15 protein-coding genes are annotated in these 14,806 nt (G+C 67.4%); 8 read left to right on the top strand and 7 right to left on the bottom strand.

The annotated features are described in order from the left end of the window. Positions 1–438: 438 nt before the first annotated feature. The 3 genes from PLJ28_RS13000 to PLJ28_RS12990 all read left to right on the top strand — a co-directional run bounded on the left by PLJ28_RS13000 (position 439) and on the right by PLJ28_RS12990 (position 4,090). Positions 439–2,235: an L-lactate permease gene (locus tag PLJ28_RS13000; protein WP_265121812.1), complete on the top strand. Its 1,797-nt coding sequence runs from the start codon at positions 439–441 to the stop codon at positions 2,233–2,235. A gap of 104 nt (positions 2,236–2,339) precedes the next feature. Further along, positions 2,340–3,116: a FadR/GntR family transcriptional regulator gene (locus PLJ28_RS12995; protein WP_298045392.1), complete on the top strand. Its 777-nt coding sequence runs from the start codon at positions 2,340–2,342 to the stop codon at positions 3,114–3,116. A gap of 485 nt (positions 3,117–3,601) precedes the next feature. Further along, positions 3,602–4,090, top strand: coding sequence for an immunity protein CdiI family protein (locus PLJ28_RS12990; RefSeq protein WP_183528779.1), 489 nt, complete (start codon positions 3,602–3,604; stop codon positions 4,088–4,090). Between the two features lie 7 nt (positions 4,091–4,097). Here PLJ28_RS12990 and PLJ28_RS12985 read toward each other — a convergent pair whose 3' ends face one another. After that, the gene (locus PLJ28_RS12985) at positions 4,098–4,274 is read right to left on the bottom strand and encodes a hypothetical protein (protein ID WP_183528777.1); all 177 of its coding nucleotides are present in this window, start codon (positions 4,272–4,274) and stop codon (positions 4,098–4,100) included. Positions 4,275–4,591: 317 nt separating this feature from the next. Between PLJ28_RS12985 and PLJ28_RS12980 the strand changes: the two genes are divergently transcribed. The 3 genes from PLJ28_RS12980 (at position 4,592) to PLJ28_RS12970 (ending at position 6,427) form a co-directional block, all read left to right on the top strand. Then, positions 4,592–5,062 carry a hypothetical protein gene (locus tag PLJ28_RS12980; protein ID WP_183528775.1) on the top strand — a complete coding sequence of 157 codons (471 nt, stop codon included), beginning with the start codon at positions 4,592–4,594 and terminating at the stop codon, positions 5,060–5,062. 349 nt (positions 5,063–5,411) lie between these two features. Continuing rightward, positions 5,412–5,750 carry a hypothetical protein gene (locus tag PLJ28_RS12975; protein ID WP_298045389.1) on the top strand — a complete coding sequence of 113 codons (339 nt, stop codon included), beginning with the start codon at positions 5,412–5,414 and terminating at the stop codon, positions 5,748–5,750. Positions 5,751–5,950: 200 nt separating this feature from the next. Next, positions 5,951–6,427, top strand: coding sequence for a hypothetical protein (locus tag PLJ28_RS12970; protein ID WP_298045388.1), 477 nt, complete (start codon positions 5,951–5,953; stop codon positions 6,425–6,427). A gap of 160 nt (positions 6,428–6,587) precedes the next feature. On the opposite strand, the gene PLJ28_RS12965 is transcribed toward PLJ28_RS12970, so the two are convergent. The 4 genes from PLJ28_RS12965 to PLJ28_RS12950 all read right to left on the bottom strand — a co-directional run bounded on the left by PLJ28_RS12965 (position 6,588) and on the right by PLJ28_RS12950 (position 12,133). After that, the gene (locus tag PLJ28_RS12965; RefSeq protein WP_183528769.1) at positions 6,588–7,955 is read right to left on the bottom strand and encodes an AI-2E family transporter; all 1,368 of its coding nucleotides are present in this window, start codon (positions 7,953–7,955) and stop codon (positions 6,588–6,590) included. Positions 7,956–8,260: 305 nt separating this feature from the next. Then, on the bottom strand, positions 8,261–9,247 hold the full coding sequence (locus PLJ28_RS12960; protein ID WP_183528766.1) for a diacylglycerol/lipid kinase family protein: 987 nt from the start codon (positions 9,245–9,247) through the stop codon (positions 8,261–8,263). Positions 9,248–9,503: 256 nt separating this feature from the next. Further along, the gene (locus PLJ28_RS12955; protein ID WP_324590215.1) at positions 9,504–9,800 is read right to left on the bottom strand and encodes a hypothetical protein; all 297 of its coding nucleotides are present in this window, start codon (positions 9,798–9,800) and stop codon (positions 9,504–9,506) included. A 461-nt stretch (positions 9,801–10,261) separates the two neighbouring features. Continuing rightward, positions 10,262–12,133 (bottom strand): FAD-dependent oxidoreductase, encoded by a 1,872-nt coding sequence (locus PLJ28_RS12950; RefSeq protein WP_324590214.1) that lies wholly within the window; start codon positions 12,131–12,133, stop codon positions 10,262–10,264. A 48-nt stretch (positions 12,134–12,181) separates the two neighbouring features. Here PLJ28_RS12950 and PLJ28_RS12945 point away from each other — a divergent pair, with 48 nt between their 5' ends. Then, positions 12,182–12,754 carry a helix-turn-helix domain-containing protein gene (locus PLJ28_RS12945; protein WP_183528760.1) on the top strand — a complete coding sequence of 191 codons (573 nt, stop codon included), beginning with the start codon at positions 12,182–12,184 and terminating at the stop codon, positions 12,752–12,754. A gap of 135 nt (positions 12,755–12,889) precedes the next feature. Here the strand turns inward: PLJ28_RS12945 and PLJ28_RS12940 are convergent, their stop codons facing one another. Beyond that, positions 12,890–13,471, bottom strand: coding sequence for a dihydrofolate reductase family protein (locus PLJ28_RS12940; protein WP_183528758.1), 582 nt, complete (start codon positions 13,469–13,471; stop codon positions 12,890–12,892). A 252-nt stretch (positions 13,472–13,723) separates the two neighbouring features. Between PLJ28_RS12940 and PLJ28_RS12935 the strand changes: the two genes are divergently transcribed. After that, a complete protein-coding gene (locus PLJ28_RS12935) occupies positions 13,724–14,089 on the top strand; it encodes a nuclear transport factor 2 family protein (protein ID WP_183528756.1) in 366 nt (121 codons plus the stop codon). 79 nt (positions 14,090–14,168) lie between these two features. Here the strand turns inward: PLJ28_RS12935 and PLJ28_RS12930 are convergent, their stop codons facing one another. Beyond that, the gene (locus tag PLJ28_RS12930; RefSeq protein ID WP_324590213.1) at positions 14,169–14,546 is read right to left on the bottom strand and encodes a hypothetical protein; all 378 of its coding nucleotides are present in this window, start codon (positions 14,544–14,546) and stop codon (positions 14,169–14,171) included. Positions 14,547–14,806 lie beyond the last annotated feature (260 nt).

Genomic DNA, 14,806 nt, shown 5'->3' with positions numbered 1-14,806 from the left:
ATCGCGTCCACGATGCACGTGGCGAACAAGGCGATTCTCATGCGACCTCCGTCGGGGAGCAGTGCTGGACGGCCCAACAGACCGTGTGGTCTGACCACTGTAGGGCAGTGTGAGGCACCGCACAACCACACCCCCTTCCGGCGTCCGGTTCGAGCGCCCCCTTAGATGCCCGCCCGAGTGTCCGGGTGCCGCCCGGGGGTGGCGCCCAACGAGGGGCGGGATGGGGTGTCCGGTGGCCCGCCCGACGGTGCGCCGCGCCGGTGGGGGTTGACCGGTGTGATGCACCTCATATAACTTATGTGGCCTGACCACTGTGGTCCGACCACAGCCGGGGCGGTGTCGGGAACCCCTCGCTGCAACCCCTGCCGGCCGGCGTCGAGGCATTGCGTCTCGATGGCGGGCCCCGCCAGATCCTGTCCCCCAGAAAGGACACCCCTCGTGGACAATCTCGCTGTGCTGAGCCTTCTAGCGCTGCTGCCCCTGCTGTTGGTGGGCGTGCTGTTGGCCGGATTCCGCTGGCCCGCGAAGTACGCCATGCCCGTGGGGTATGTGGCGGTCGTGGCCATCGCGCTGACCGTCTGGCAGATGAGTCCGGCCGGGGTGATCGCCGCCTCCATCGAGGGGCTCATCGTGGCCCTGACCCTGCTGTACATCGTCTTCGGGGCCCTGCTGTTGCTCTCGGCCCTGACCGTGGGCGGGGCGATGGCCACCATCCGGGCCGGGTTCGACAACATCTCCTCGGACCGGCGGGTCCAGGCGATCATCATCGGCTGGCTCTTCGGCAGCTTCATCGAGGGCGCCTCCGGGTTCGGCACCACGGCCGCGGTCGTGGCCCCGCTGCTGCTGGCGATGGGCTTTCCCGCGATGGCCGCCGTCATGGTCGGGTTGATCGTCCAGTCCACCCCGGTGAGCTTCGGGGCGGTCGGCACCCCCATCCTGGTCGGGGTGGCCAACGGGCTGGGCGGTGACCCGGCGGTAAGCGAACGGGCGAGCGTGCTTGGGCTGAGCATGCCGGAGTTCGTTGACTCGATCGGGTTCTCCGTGGCGGTCATGCACGCGATCGTGGGCATCCTCATCCCGCTGATCCTGGTCTGCCTGCTCACCGGGTTCTTCGGACCCGAGCGCCGCTTCCGCGACGGGCTGGCCGTGTGGCCCTTCGCGATCTACGCCTCCCTGGCCATGACCGTGCCCTACACCCTCGTGGCCCGCTTCCTCGGCCCGGAGTTCCCGTCCCTGTTCGGCGGGCTGATCGGCCTGGCGCTGGTGATGTTCACCTCCAGCAAGGGCTTTTTGATGCCCAAGGACCACTTCGACTTTGGCCCCCGGGACTCCTGGGTCGGGCGCTGGACCGGGACCCTGGACCCCGAGAAGGTCCCGCCGGTGTCCCGGAAGATGAGCCTGGTCCGGGCCTGGGCGCCCTACGCCCTGCTCGCCGCACTGCTGGTGATCACCCGGATCGTCACCCCCGTGACCGAGTTCCTGCGCAGCCTGGCCATCCCTGTGGAGAACATCCTCGGCACCGGGGTCAGCACCCGCATCGAACCGTTCTACTCTCCGGCCCTGCTGCTGATCCTCTCCGCGGTATTCGCCTACCTACTGCACCGCATGAACGGCCAACAGGTCCTGCGCACCCTGAAGGTCTCGGGTCGCCAGCTGGCCGGCACCGCCGTGGCCCTGCTCTTCGCCCTGCCCCTGGTGCGGGTACTCATCCAGTCCGGCCCGGAACTGAACGCCTCGGGACTGTCCAGCATGCCGGTCACCCTCGCCGAAGGGGCCGCGGCGATCTCGGGGGGCGCCTGGCCGCTGCTGGCACCCTGGATCGGGGCCCTGGGCGCCTTCGTTGCCGGATCGAACACCGTCTCGAACCTGACCTTCTCCCAGTTCCAGTTCTCCACCGGCGTCCAGATCGGCGTGCCCCAACCCGAACTCGTCGTGGCCGCCCAGGCCGTCGGTGGCGCCGGCGGCAACCCCATCTCCATCCACAACATCGTCGCCGCCTCCGCCACCGTCGGCCTTTTGGGCCGAGAGGGTGACTTGCTGCGCCAGACCATCCTGGTCACCACCTACTACTGCCTGGCCGGCGGTGTGGTGGCCTACCTGTTCATCCACGGCCTCGGGGCCAACCCCGGGACCATCATGCTCGTCCTGCTGCTGGCCGGGCTGGCCCTAGTCGCGTGGTGGATGATGCGGCACAACACCCCCGCCCCGCTCCGGACCGAGCGGGTGAGGACCTAAACCCGCGGGCCCATCCCCGGACCGTGGGCCAGACCGGCCCACGGTCCGGGGATCGGTGAGCCTCTCTAGAATGAGGTCCTACCCCTTTACCCCAGGAGCCGTCCGTGCCATCAGCCCCCGCCGCCTACACCCTGGTCCTCGACTGGATAGAGGCCCAACTGCGCACCGGACACCTCAGCGTGGGCGACAAACTGCCCGGAGAGCGCCACCTCGCCGAACAATTCGGGATCTCCCGCGCCTCCGTCCGCGAAGCCGTCCGCATCCTCGACGCCATGGGCCTGGTGCGCTCGGCCACCGGCTCCGGACCCACCGCCGGCGCCGTGGTCATCTCCGAACCCTCCAAGGCCCTGGGTTGGGCGCTGCGCATGCACATCGCCACCCGCTCCCTGCCCGTCCAGGACATCGTCCAAACACGACTCCTGCTGGAAACCCAGTCGGCCCTCGACGCAGCCGCCGCCCCAGACTCCGATCAGCGGTCAGAAATCCTGAACCAGGCCGCCGAGCTGCTCCAGACCATGGATGACCCGGATCTGCCTTCCGGGTGGTTTCACGAACACGACTCCCAGTTCCACACCCTGCTCAGCTCCCTGGCCGGAAACGTGGTGGTCGAAACCATCATGGACTCCCTCCGCCAGGCCACCATCAGCTACGTCCAGGAAACCGTCGCAGGCCTACCCAACTGGACCGACGTACGGTGCACCCTTCAAGACCAGCACAAAACCATCCTGGAAGCCTTCCGAGACCGACGCGGCCACGACGCCGCCGACGCCCTACACCACCACATCACCTGGTTCTACAGCCTCAGCGAAGACCACAACGGCACCGACGACCAGGCCACCCCTGCTCCGACGGGCACGGCAAGCGCCGCACAGCGTTCCTAACGCTTCATCCCTCCAGGACCACCCCAAAACCAGCACCCAAGTCAGACACCGCTAAGGCCTGACCGGAGAGAATGGAAAGGCCCGGGGCTCGCTTCTCCCTGCTAGGAGGAGGCACCCCGTCGAGGCAAAGCTCCCGCGCGCAGCCCGCGACATCAGTGACCTTCGACGAACCAGATCTCAACGGGCTCGCCGGGCCGGACCGTGTGACAGAACCGGCTAACAAGAACAAGGCTGGACCGAGCATCCCACCGGCGTGAAGCCGGACTGATCAAGGTCGCTGTCGATGACTACTCATCGACGCGGAGACGACGGGGGAATCGAGTGCAGCGCGCTTCTGACATTAGTGAAGCCCACTTCTGAACCTGACAGCAGGTCACGAGCGGGGGCGTCCGGTGGGGGTTCCACTTACGGAATGGAGAAGAGGGGTCACCGGAGCACCTCTTGAGGCACAGCTCGTTTGCATCCCCTCGTAGTAGCGTCGCGATATGAACGACAGCGACGGTCAGCCTCCTATGGTGCGGATGTTCCCGGACTACGCCGATACCGTTCTGTGGTTCGGTGAGCCCGTGCCGTACGACGAATCCGGCCTCACTGAAGGGCTGGTACGAGAACTAGAGGATTGGGAACAGTCCTACTACGACTCACTGACGCCCGACGAAGACTGGAAGTCAGCAGAACTGGCCCGCCAGTTCACCGCGGAAGGCAACCGTCTGGCCCAACGGGTGGCAGATGAACTGGGTGACGGCTACGAAGTCCAGTTCAGCTCCTACGAACCGGGTGTCCCACCGCACAGGTTCCGTGGGGCGCGCTCGGGCCTCAATCCTCGAGCCGCCGCTGCCTTCGGAGAGCTAGAAGCGGCTCTGATCGCGGAGCAGCAGAGATCCGACAATGCTGCAATTGCTCCTGACGCAGATAACTCCGAGTGGTTCGCCGTTGCACCGTTGACGGGCGCCATCTTCAAACCACATCGGTAGACCATGGTTATGAGAAATCGGAATACCGGGCCGAGCCGTCGGTGTACTTGTAGCCGATGGGGAACTGCTCGATGATGACACGCCCGGGAAACTCGTCCTGGATCGCTTCCGCGAACTCATCGGCGTCACCCGGGTCGTCGAACACCCCCAAGACGACATTGTCAGGCGTTTCGTCCTGCTGCACGATCCACACCCGGCGCCCACGCCTCCGCCACCTCATGCCGCCAGCATAGGTATCAGCGCGCGGGAGACCGAGGCCGAGGCCGTCTACCCCTCTCAACAATCACTCGCCCCAGGGGCCGGCTCTGCCTGGCAGCTGGTCCGCTGATCCTGAGGATCATGCCGACGCCCGAGGTGACGCCGAAGTTGTGGGCACAGGCCGCGCCGGTGGGGTCCGGTGACAAGGCGTCGGCACCGGTGGCTGAGCCACCGCGCACCTTCGCATATGACCGGTACGCTCAGGAACCACAGCATCGGCCACTGATCGACAAGGGACACCCGATGAGGACCAGAGGACGTGAAGCCGCGAGCATCCTGGTCGTCGGTGCCCTGCTCGTGCTCACCGGTTGCGGCCCCGGGGAACCGAAGATGGGCACTGCGCCCCCGACGACCGACCAACCGATCGCCGAGCCGTCGATCACCTACCAGGTCCAGTCCCTCACCAAGGACAACGAACCCGTCGACATCACCGGGTGGACGGACGTGGACCTGCCAGACACCCTCGTCGGCGGCGTCATCCGGCCCGGCCACGTCTGCAATAACCCCGGTTTCGAGATCACGGCCGTCGACGGAGACGTCTGGACCACCGTGAAGACCGACGTGGAGTCCGCGGAAGGGTGCGGCGCACAAGCCCAGGCCGTGAAAGACAAGGCCGTCGCCACCCTCGAAGGTCAACTCACCGTGCACCAGACCGATGAGGGCATCGAGATCACCAACCTGCCCTACCGGCTGATGCTGGAACCCACCAAGTAGTCATCCGAACAGGAAAGCGCTGCGCTCAGGGCCGTTCTTCACCCCGTATGACGATCCTGTTACGGCGCAGTGTGGAAGTCATTCGGCGATCAGTGAAGGCCATTTCTGGTTTGAGTGCCGTCGACTCTTGAAAATGACGCCGGCGCGGCTGAGGGCAGGGGTTACTTGGGCCTGCATCATGGCGCAGACTGTCCACTCAAGGAGGACGGAGAAGATCATGAAGCCCCGTTCCTGTCCCACCGGTTCGTCTGGGTCGCTCCTGATGGATTTTTCCCAGCTCCGGCCCGTAACTTCCGGGCCGGCCGGCCGTGGGGCCCTGCACGCTGCTCCGAGGACGTAAGGAGACCCGATGACTGAGAACTCCGTCGCCGTCTGTCCCGGATGTGCCGGGCCGTTCTTGGACGAGCACCCGGCCGGCCCGCTGACGTGCCGGCACGTGGGACACTGCCCGTTCTTCGTGGCCGAAGAGGCCCAGAAGACCGCCGACCTCGATGTGCCCTCCGGCACGCTTCGCCCAGCCACACCCTTTGAATCCGTGTTGTGGTCCGCAGTGACCGGCCGGCCCCACCCAGTCCCGCCTCTGGCTCTTTTCATCCGCCTCCAGACGGTCGCGGACGGCATCGTGCACCGTGCCCCGTCGGTGTGGGACACGCACGCCGGTAAGCCCGTGCGTGAGATCAAGGAATAGGGCATCACCGGCCAGCAGGGTCCCCCGGGCCTCGTTAGCAATAGCGCTGAGCGGGGCATCCTCTGCCCGGGCCTCGCACGCCGGTATTGCGAAAGTGCCGCGATAAGGTGTTCGGTGAGTGGGACGGCGCTCCCGTGGGCACCTATCTATCGGCCCGAGGCGCGGGTAGGCTCACTGCACCAATCTGATCGGAGCCGACGATGCTTTATCGAGTCCAGCCGGGCAGCGAGTTGATGTGGTCCGATACCGATGCGTCCCTGGTCGATTTGGCGCGGGAAGGCATTGACCTGGACCTGCTGGAGTGGCGCCCCGTCCAGAGCGAGCACCGCCATGCCGACGTGGTGGCCCTTGCCCTGCGCCACGGGACCAAGACCGGAACCGGGATCGTTTTCGCGGCCCAGCTTCTGAGTGAGTCCGAACGCCCGCAGAAGCTGATGCAAGATTATGAGAACCTGCGTAAGGCGTCGGGGGATCCGGCCATCCAGGCCGCCGATGCCCGCCGCGAGCAGGTCTCGCCGGGCTGGATCGAGGCGGGCAAGAAGAGCGACCAGGTCGTGTGGGAATCGGTGCGGGCGGCGGTGCTGGATGCAGAAAAGCGGGCCGCGGAGCTGATGTCCCGGCCCGTGCGCGAAGACCTGGTCGCCTGGTGGCAGAACCAAGGCGGCATCATCGCATGAGCCGGGCCGAACTCCGGGAAGCCGAGGACAGTTAGAGGGCCCGTGCCGCAGCTGCGGCACGGGGACGCTCTGCATGACGACCAGTGATCCAGCGCGAACCTCAGCGTATGGCCGTGATCGCGGCGCCGGGTCCTCACCGGTGGCGCGGCGTGGTGTGAGGTCAGGGGTGTTCGGTGTCGGTCTTGTCCGTGGGGTTGGTCCCGGTCGTGTCCTGTTCGGTGGCCCCGAGGCGGGCGCCGCGGCGGTGTTGCAGGCGCATGCGCTGGTATCGGAAGCGCTGGGCGAGGGTGGCCTTGTCCCGCATCTGGTCCTTGGGATCCAGCGGGTCTGCCCCGAGGACCGGGTCGGGGCCGGCCTGGTAGCCGGTGGCCCAGACCTGGAGGATGGCCCAGGTCACCGCGGTGTACGGTACGGCCAGGATGGCCCCGAAGATCCCGCCCACGATGGTGCCCACGGTCAAGGCCAGCAGGATCAACAGTGGGTGCAGGCTCAGGGTGCGCCCCATGATGATCGGTTGCAGGATGTTGCCCTCGATCTGATTGACGATGATGACCCAGGCGATCAGCGCCAGGGCGATGAGCGGGCCGTTGGTCACCAGAGCGACCAGGGCGGCCAGGGCCCCGGCGATGGTTGCCCCGATCACGGGGATGAAGGCGGTGACGAAGGCGATCACGGCCAGGGGCAGGGCCAGGGGCACCCGGAAGATCACCAGGAAGGCGCCGATGAGGATGCCATCGGCTAGGGCGATCGCGGCGGTGCCGCGCACGTAGCCGCCGAGGACCTCCGAGCCCCGGTCGATGGACTCGGCCAGCTTGGCCCGGCGTTCCCCCCGGGTCCAGCGCAACAAAAAGTTCCACATCGTTTCCCCGTCCTTGAGGAAGAAGAACAGGATGACGATGACCAGCACCGCCCCGGTGATGACCTGGGTGGCCGCGGAGATCCCGCTGATCGCCCCACTGGCGGCCGCCCCGCTGGACAGGAACTGCCCTACTTGGCGGGCGGCCTCGTCGATGGCGGCGGTGTCGATGGGCACCGGTCCGGCGGTGACGAACCGCTGCAGCTCCTCCCAGCCCTCCACGGCCTGGGTGGTGAGGGTGTCCCACTCGCTGCGCACGGAGAACACGATGCCGGTGAGCACCCCACCGACCAAAACCAGGATCCCCAGGAACGCGGCCAGGGTGGCCAGCAGGTCTGACCAGCCCCGGCGCTCGAGCCACTTGACGGCCGGTGCCACCGCCGCGGCCAGGATCAGCGCGACCAGCAGGGCGATCACCACCAGCGTTACCCGCAGCAACACCCAGACCACGCCCACCACGACCGCGGCGATTAGCAGCGTCTGGGCCGCCCGGGACCCGGCCCGACCCAGGGCGTCCGCCCAGACCCCGAGAACCGGGGCCACCGCGTGCGCGGCGTCGTCGTGGGCGCGCGCACCCTGGATCGCCTCGACCGGCGTGGGACGGGCCGCAGCCCCGCGGTCCGACGCGCCTTCGTCGGCAGGTCGGGCATCGGAGGAGGAAGAAGCGCCCATCGAATACTCCTGAGGGTGGGGCAGCACTCGGCGGTGCCACAGCCATCAACGGAACCTGCCCCGACAATAGGCGCCCCCCAGCACGCATGTCAGCCGTTCACACCACCGCTAATCCTCACCGCCCATACCCCTCCGGCACGACGACTCTGACCATCCACCGCCCCTCACCAACGGTATGCCTGCCCGGCTTGGTGCGGCTCTTTGGGGCCGAGCATCTACCGCCCGCAGGACATCGGGGTAGGACCGGGCCGGGCCGCTGACCGAGAACGACCCGGGCACCGTGGCATCCCCGCGCCTGGGGCAGATCAGGGTTCTGTGTTCGCGGTGCAGACCTGCAGGGCAGCCGGACGAACGGTAATCCGGGCGGCGACGATCGTGCCGAAGCTGTCCCCGTCGAGCTGCACGCGGTGGGGGACCTCGAAGCGGACCGCGAAATCCCGTCCTTGGGCATAGGCCAGGGCCTGTAGGTCTGGGGCCAGCACCAGCATGGCCCGGCCGAACCGGGACCGGTGGGCCACCCCCTGGAGCGCCAGGCGGGTGCCGATCCGGGCCCACCCGAACCGGCCCTTGGGGCGCAGGATGACCATGTCCAGAACCCCGTCGTCCACCTTGGCGGCCGGCAACAAGAGCATGCTGCCGGTGAGCGTGCCACAGTTGCCCACGATGATCGTGTGCGCCCGGGCAGAGCGCACGCCCCCGCCATCGACCCGGAACCGCAACTGGAACAACCGATTACGGAGGATCGACTTCGCGATCGGATCCACATAGGCCAACCAGCCCAGGCGTCGCTTGGCCACCGCGCTGGTGTCCGCCGCCATCTGGGCATCCAGCCCAATCCCGGCCATGACCAAAAACACCCGACTGCTGCGGTGCCCGGCCTCGTCCTCCAGCTCGGCAACCCCCACATCGACCCGACGGCCCACCCCGCCGAATGCCGCCCGAACCGAGGCGTCAATATCCCCCCGCGGCAGCCCCAGGTTCCGAGCCAACAGGTTCCCGGTGCCCGCCGCCAGCAACGCCAGCGGCGTTCCACTACCGTGCAAGACCTCGGCGACCGTTCGTACGGTCCCGTCCCCGCCGACGACGATGACCACCGCTGGCTCGCCCGCCAGGGCTTGTTGTGCTGCGCTCCGCCCGGAGTCCTCCCGACTCGTCCGGTACCACCGAGACCGGCCCCAACCATGACGGTGCTCCTGGATTTCGACGGCCCCCCGCACCCGGTCCAGCGGAAGCCTGCCGACCGGATTGTAAACGATCGCGGCATGAACGGCGGCGGCCCCGGGTGATCCCATGAAGGAAGCGTAGTCCCGAGAACTCAAGCTCCAGCCCCTCCCCCCGACCCGTTAGATGGGGCGGGCCCGGATGCCCGTGGGTCAGCGTCGCGGTGATGATCGCGGCGGGGCGTCAGGTCACGAATAACCGTGTCGAACAGGCCGTAACCAGGAAACGGTGCGCAAACACGGCACGGGTAGCTCGATGTGAACGCCTGAGACACCGCTGGTGCAGGCGTCCAGACTCACGGTCGGACCCGGCCGATCAGAACCGGCGCTAGACGTCATGCTCGGAGGCGGGGCCGCCCTCGTTCTCCCAGTTCTCCAATCGGTTCATCTTGGCGCGGGTCAACCGGTGCCGCACGCCATAACCGGACTGGTCATCCTCGGGGATGAACACGACTCCGCAGTCTTCCAGAGCCCGTTGCAGCCGCATTTTCTCTCCGATCGCCAGATCGGCACTACCCCGCTCGAACGCCTGTAACCGTCCAGGGTCAAGCCCGGCGCGGTCGGCCACATAGGCCCCGGAGACTTGGGCCAGTGCCCTGGCCGCCAAGGCCAGGTCCGCGGTCATGAGGAACTCGGAACTATGCATGCCCCCAGTGTGCTCACGCCAGGTCCCAGATGCACCAGTCCAGCCCCGCGCTCCGGCCCTCGGCCTCGCCGCAGCCGCCACGGAACAACTGGCACGGTAACACCGCATTAAGGATTTGATCTCACAATGGCGGTCTTCTTTGGTCGCCTGTTGGCGGCGCTGTCCACGCGTGCCAGCCTGCCCGTTAGAGGAACCTCCACCGGTCCCGCGAGGAACTAAGAAGCCTTTCGCCAGGACCGTCCCAGCGAGGGATCCCGTTTCGGAACGGTTGGTGGTGGCGATGCAAGGGGTGGTGCTTTGAGTTGCCGGGGCACGCTGAGATCCATGTTTGGCAGTGCGGTGAGTTCCTCGGCTACCCCTACGAAAATGACGAACCCACGGGGCGTCGGCGGGAGTGGTTCAGTAGCAAAGAGGCGGCCCGCGTGCGCGATAGACCGCGATCAGGCGGTGACGGCCCGACGGGCCTCGAGGGCCTGCTGGAGGGATGCGACGCAGAGGTCGCCGTGGACGGCGGCACCCGTGGTGACGCCGGCCGCGGCCGAGCCGACCACCATCGCCATGAGCTGGTTGGCATTGCCGGCGGCCCAGACTCCCGGGATCGCTGTCATCCCGCGTGGGTCGGCGGGGACCTGTCGGCCGAAAGGTGTCGTCTCGATGGTGCCCCCGAGTTGCTCGTACAGCTCGGTGCGGGCCTCGAAACGCGGGGCGATGACGGCGGCGTCGGCTGCGAAGGTGCTGCCGTCCTCCAGTTCCACCGCGCGCACCTGGGAGCCCTCGAGCACCAGGCGTTCGATCCGGCCCCGCACGGCCTCGATCCCAAGCGCCGCCAGCTGGTCTCGTTGTTCCTCGGTGGGCTCCGGCGCCTCGTGCAGGAACACGGTGACCCGGTCGCTGAGCTGGCGGAACAGCATGGCCTGGTGGATGGCCACCTCGTCCCGCGCGAGGATGGCGATCTGCTGGTCCCGGACTTCCCAGCCGTGGCAGAACGGGCAGTGCAAGACGGTGTGACCCCAGCCCTCGCGGACCCCGGGGATGTCCGGGAGGTCGTCGACCAGCCCGGTCGCGAGGATGACCCGGCGCGCGCGGACCAGGCAGGCCCCGTCATCGACTTCTACGGTGAAGTCATCGACTGCACCCGAGATCCCGGTCGCTCGTCCCGGAACGATCCGCACACCGTAGGCCTCGGCCTCCGTACGGGCTCGAGCGAGCAACTCCCCCGGCGCGATGCCCTCGTGCCCGAGCAGGTTGTGGGCTCCCGCGGCGGGGGCGTTACGAGGCTCGCCAGCATCGACCACGACGACGGAGCGACACGACCGGGCCAGCGCGACGGCGGCCGCAAGCCCCGCGGGACCGCCGCCCAGGACGACCACCTCCGCCTCCAGGTCCTCGGCCGCCGCGTCGGACCGGCCGTTCTGAGATCTGCTCTCCTGGGCCCGTACACGGAGCGGTTCTCGGGCCGCATGCCCGGTGGGGGCATTGGACGTCGACGGGCGCGTCGCGATCCACACCGCGCGGCCGGAGCGCAGGGTGATCTCCGACGTCCCATCCTTGAGGGCACCCAGGGCCCCGTCGAGCCCCTCGATGTCCGTGCTGGTCAGCTGCGGGGTAAGCCGCTCCCTTTGGGACTGCACCCTCCGCTGCAGGTACCGGGCGCCCTCATCCGTCTCTGCGTGGACGACGAACTCGTGGTCGCGGCGGTTCACCGCGCAGAACCCGGCCTCGTTCAAGAGCCGGTCCCAGTCCGCCATCGCGTGCGGGGCGCGCTGTGCCAGGGCGCGCGCCAGCCCCTCACGGTCGGTGCCGAGATCTGTGGGTTCGAACCCCTCCTCACCGGTGAGCTCCGTCAGGACGAGTACCCCGCCGGGCCGCAGCGCGGTGAACACGCGCCGCAGCACGGCGGCGGGGTTGCTGACGTGATGCAGGGACAGCGCCGCCCAGGCCAGGTCCACGTCCTGTGGGAGTTCCGCCGGCCAGCCCCCGTCCAAATCCACTCGGTGCCCGTGGATCCGGTCCGCCAGTCCGGCCTCGGTCGCCGCACCCGCGAGACGGTCCAGAAGCTCCGGGGCGACGTCCAGGGCGTGCACCTGGGCGGTGGGGAACCGGCCGGCCAGTGCCACGGCGTCTGCACCGGCGCCGGAACCTAGGTCGAGAACGACGGCCGGGTCTGCGTCGAGGGCACCGGCGACACGGTCGAGGACGGCATCACGCAGCGGGGCGTTCAGCCGGGTTTCGAGCTCGAGGTACTCGGCGAAACCGTCGGGGAGCTCGTGCCAAGCCTCGTGGCCGAAAGGGTCGTGGTGATGAGCAGTCATGGCATCCACATTACGGCCGTCTCCCACAATACGAATACACTCTTGCGTATGACGCAAGAATCGGCAGAGTCCATCGTCCGGCAGCGCATCCGTGGGTTGCGCCTAGCGCGCGGATGGACCTTGGACACGCTCGCGGCCCGCTGTTTCCTGTCCCCGTCCACGCTCAGCCGCATCGAGACCGGTCACCAGAGGATCGCGCTTGAGCAACTCGTGGCCATTGCCAAGGCGCTCGGCACCTCCCTCGATCAGCTGGTGGAGCCGGAGGGGGACGAGGACGTGGTGATTCGCCCGGAGCCCGAATCCATGGGCGGTGCGACGTTCTGGCTGCTCTCGCGGGAACGCGACCGGCGGGGGGTCACGATCGCCAAGATGCGCCTGGCCGCCGACCATGAGGTGCACGAGCCCCGCGTGCACCCCGGTTACGAGTGGTTCACGGTGCTCAGCGGCACCATCCGGCTCCAGCTCGGCACGCGGACCATCCTGGTCCACCCGGGTCAGGCTGTGGAGTTCTCCACCATGACCCCGCACCTACTCCAGGCGCATCACGGACCCGTCGAGCTGTTGACCATCTTCGACCAGGACGGCGAGAAGGCGCACTTACCGGGCCATCGTCACCACTGACGGGGCCGACGGTCCGCTGCGGGAGCGGCCCTCGCTCGGCGCCGCGAGTCGGTCTGCCGGGCACAGCGCTGAAGACCACCGGATCGGCGGGCACACCCGGGCAGATAGTCCCGAAGCCTGCCGCAAGGGGATCGGTCAACGGCGCACCCGATAGCGCAGGTGAAGCACCCGGTGGCCCTGAAGCATCACGTCGGGATCCTCCAACAGGTGGTGCCCCTGGACCGACCCGAAGTAGGGCTTGCCGGACCCGAACACGACGGGTACGACGTCCATGCGCACCTCGTCGACCAGGCCCGCGGCAAGCACCTGGCCGCCGACGTCGCCGGCGGCGACCTCGACGATGCGGTCACCGGCGAGTCCCTGCGCGGTGGCCACGCCTGCCTCGATGCCGTCGACGAATTGGAATGGGGCCTCGGGGTCCCAGCCCTCGGGCCTGCCCCGGTGGGTCACGACGACGACGTGGTCCACCCCGGCCGGAGGCGTCCCGTCCCAGCCGTCCGTGATGTCGAAGACGTGGCGGCCGGCGATGGTCACCCCGATCTGGTCCCAGTACGGCCGGGTGTAGTCGTAGGACGTCTGCGACACCGTCAACACGCCACTCTCGTCCAACGGCACGTCACCGCTGGTCAACCAGTCGAACAGCGGTCCGGGCTGGTCGTTCTCGTCCGCGATGAAGCCGTCCACCGACACCGCGGCGTACATGACCACTTTGCCCACCGGGCGCTCCTCTGCTTCGGGGTGCCCCCAAGGTAGCGTGTCGTGAGCCGTCGCTCTAGTAGGACATCAATCGGGTGGCAGCGGCCAGCCGTCCAGCACGTGGCCAGCCGCGCCCAGGACGAAATCGAGCCACCATCGTGGGGCCGCGGTCCGGTTTGACCGTCTCGCTGGGGATCCGCTTGCGGCGCACTACCAAGGTCCATGCGACGCTCCGGCAAGCGAGTGCCGTGCAGCGGCGGCTACCGTGGCCGCATGAGCTTGCAGGAGTTGATGGAGCTGGAGCATCAGGGCTGGCAATCGCTGTGCAATAGCACCGGAGCCGACTTCTACGGCCGACTGATGACAGACAACAGCGTTATGGTCCTGGCCCACGGTCAGGTGTTCAGTCGACAGGACGTCGTCGAATCACTCAACGAAGCACCACCATGGCGTTCCTACGACATCGATGAGGAACGACTAATCCCACTCGGAGACTCCGCCGCCGTGCTCGTCTACCGCGGTACCGCCTACCGTGACGGCACAGCACCGGCATTCGTTGCTCTGATGGCAAGCGTGTACGTCCGTCAAGGCAACGGGTGGGCTCTCGCCTCGTACCAGCAGACTCCGATCCCAAGCTGAACACCACACCGCTGAGGGATCCACCATCGGACACTTGGGCCCAGTCAATCCACGCGGATATATATGTGTGGGCCTCTCCTTAACTCCGACTGTGAGGCTCGAGCCCGTGGTTCAACTCTGTCCATAGGCGGTCTCGCTCGGCGCCGGTGACGAGCGTCGCGTCGAAGTCGACTTCCTCATCGACCGCCGGATCCCACGTAGAGAAGTGTCCGTGGCGTAGTTCCTCCACCGCATACCATTCGGGGCCGTAGTCTTCTTCGCAGTACTCGTGCCGGCCGTCCACCCAATGCACCTGGGTCCACATCTGTTCCTGCTTATCCCAGAAGAACGGCAGCGAACGCATGGGCATCACAGAGGTCGTCACCCATCCGCGGACCTCACCGTCCAGCGACAGCTGCCACACCGCCTCACGAAACATGTTCAGTTTCGGATCCTGCGGCCAGTCCGTTTCGTCCAAGCCAAACCACTTATCGAGCCATCCCATCGTCCCGTTGTAGCCCATGCAGTGGGACGTGCAGCATCAGCGACATAGCGTCCGTCTGAGGATCGGCGAGCTCAATCGGTCGTTGCAACACCCCCCCCACTGATGAGGTGTTGCGCGTGTTGTCGAAGAAGGAACGGATTGCCAAGGAGGGGAGTTTCTGGGTGTTGATGGCCCAGGGCGGGACTGCTGCACCGATAGGTGACAGGGTGGGTCAGGCTGCCTAAGCGGCAGCT

Source organism: Citricoccus sp. (assembly GCF_035445025.1).
In the GTDB taxonomy this organism is placed as follows: domain Bacteria; phylum Actinomycetota; class Actinomycetes; order Actinomycetales; family Micrococcaceae; genus Citricoccus.
The sequence above is the reverse complement of the archived record's forward strand: the minus strand, read 5'-3'. Positions and strand labels throughout refer to the sequence as shown.

Coding starts and splice junctions, on each gene's coding strand:
- PLJ28_RS12955 (WP_324590215.1), bottom strand. CDS start 9,800: ATGACCGCGGACCTGGCCTTGGCGGCCAGGGCACTGGCCCAAGTCTCC.
- PLJ28_RS12975 (WP_298045389.1), top strand. CDS start 5,412: ATGACTGAGAACTCCGTCGCCGTCTGTCCCGGATGTGCCGGGCCGTTC.
- PLJ28_RS12950 (WP_324590214.1), bottom strand. CDS start 12,133: ATGACTGCTCATCACCACGACCCTTTCGGCCACGAGGCTTGGCACGAG.
- PLJ28_RS12960 (WP_183528766.1), bottom strand. CDS start 9,247: ATGGGATCACCCGGGGCCGCCGCCGTTCATGCCGCGATCGTTTACAAT.
- PLJ28_RS12965 (WP_183528769.1), bottom strand. CDS start 7,955: ATGGGCGCTTCTTCCTCCTCCGATGCCCGACCTGCCGACGAAGGCGCG.
- PLJ28_RS12970 (WP_298045388.1), top strand. CDS start 5,951: ATGCTTTATCGAGTCCAGCCGGGCAGCGAGTTGATGTGGTCCGATACC.
- PLJ28_RS12990 (WP_183528779.1), top strand. CDS start 3,602: ATGAACGACAGCGACGGTCAGCCTCCTATGGTGCGGATGTTCCCGGAC.
- PLJ28_RS12980 (WP_183528775.1), top strand. CDS start 4,592: ATGAGGACCAGAGGACGTGAAGCCGCGAGCATCCTGGTCGTCGGTGCC.
- PLJ28_RS12935 (WP_183528756.1), top strand. CDS start 13,724: ATGAGCTTGCAGGAGTTGATGGAGCTGGAGCATCAGGGCTGGCAATCG.
- PLJ28_RS12945 (WP_183528760.1), top strand. CDS start 12,182: ATGACGCAAGAATCGGCAGAGTCCATCGTCCGGCAGCGCATCCGTGGG.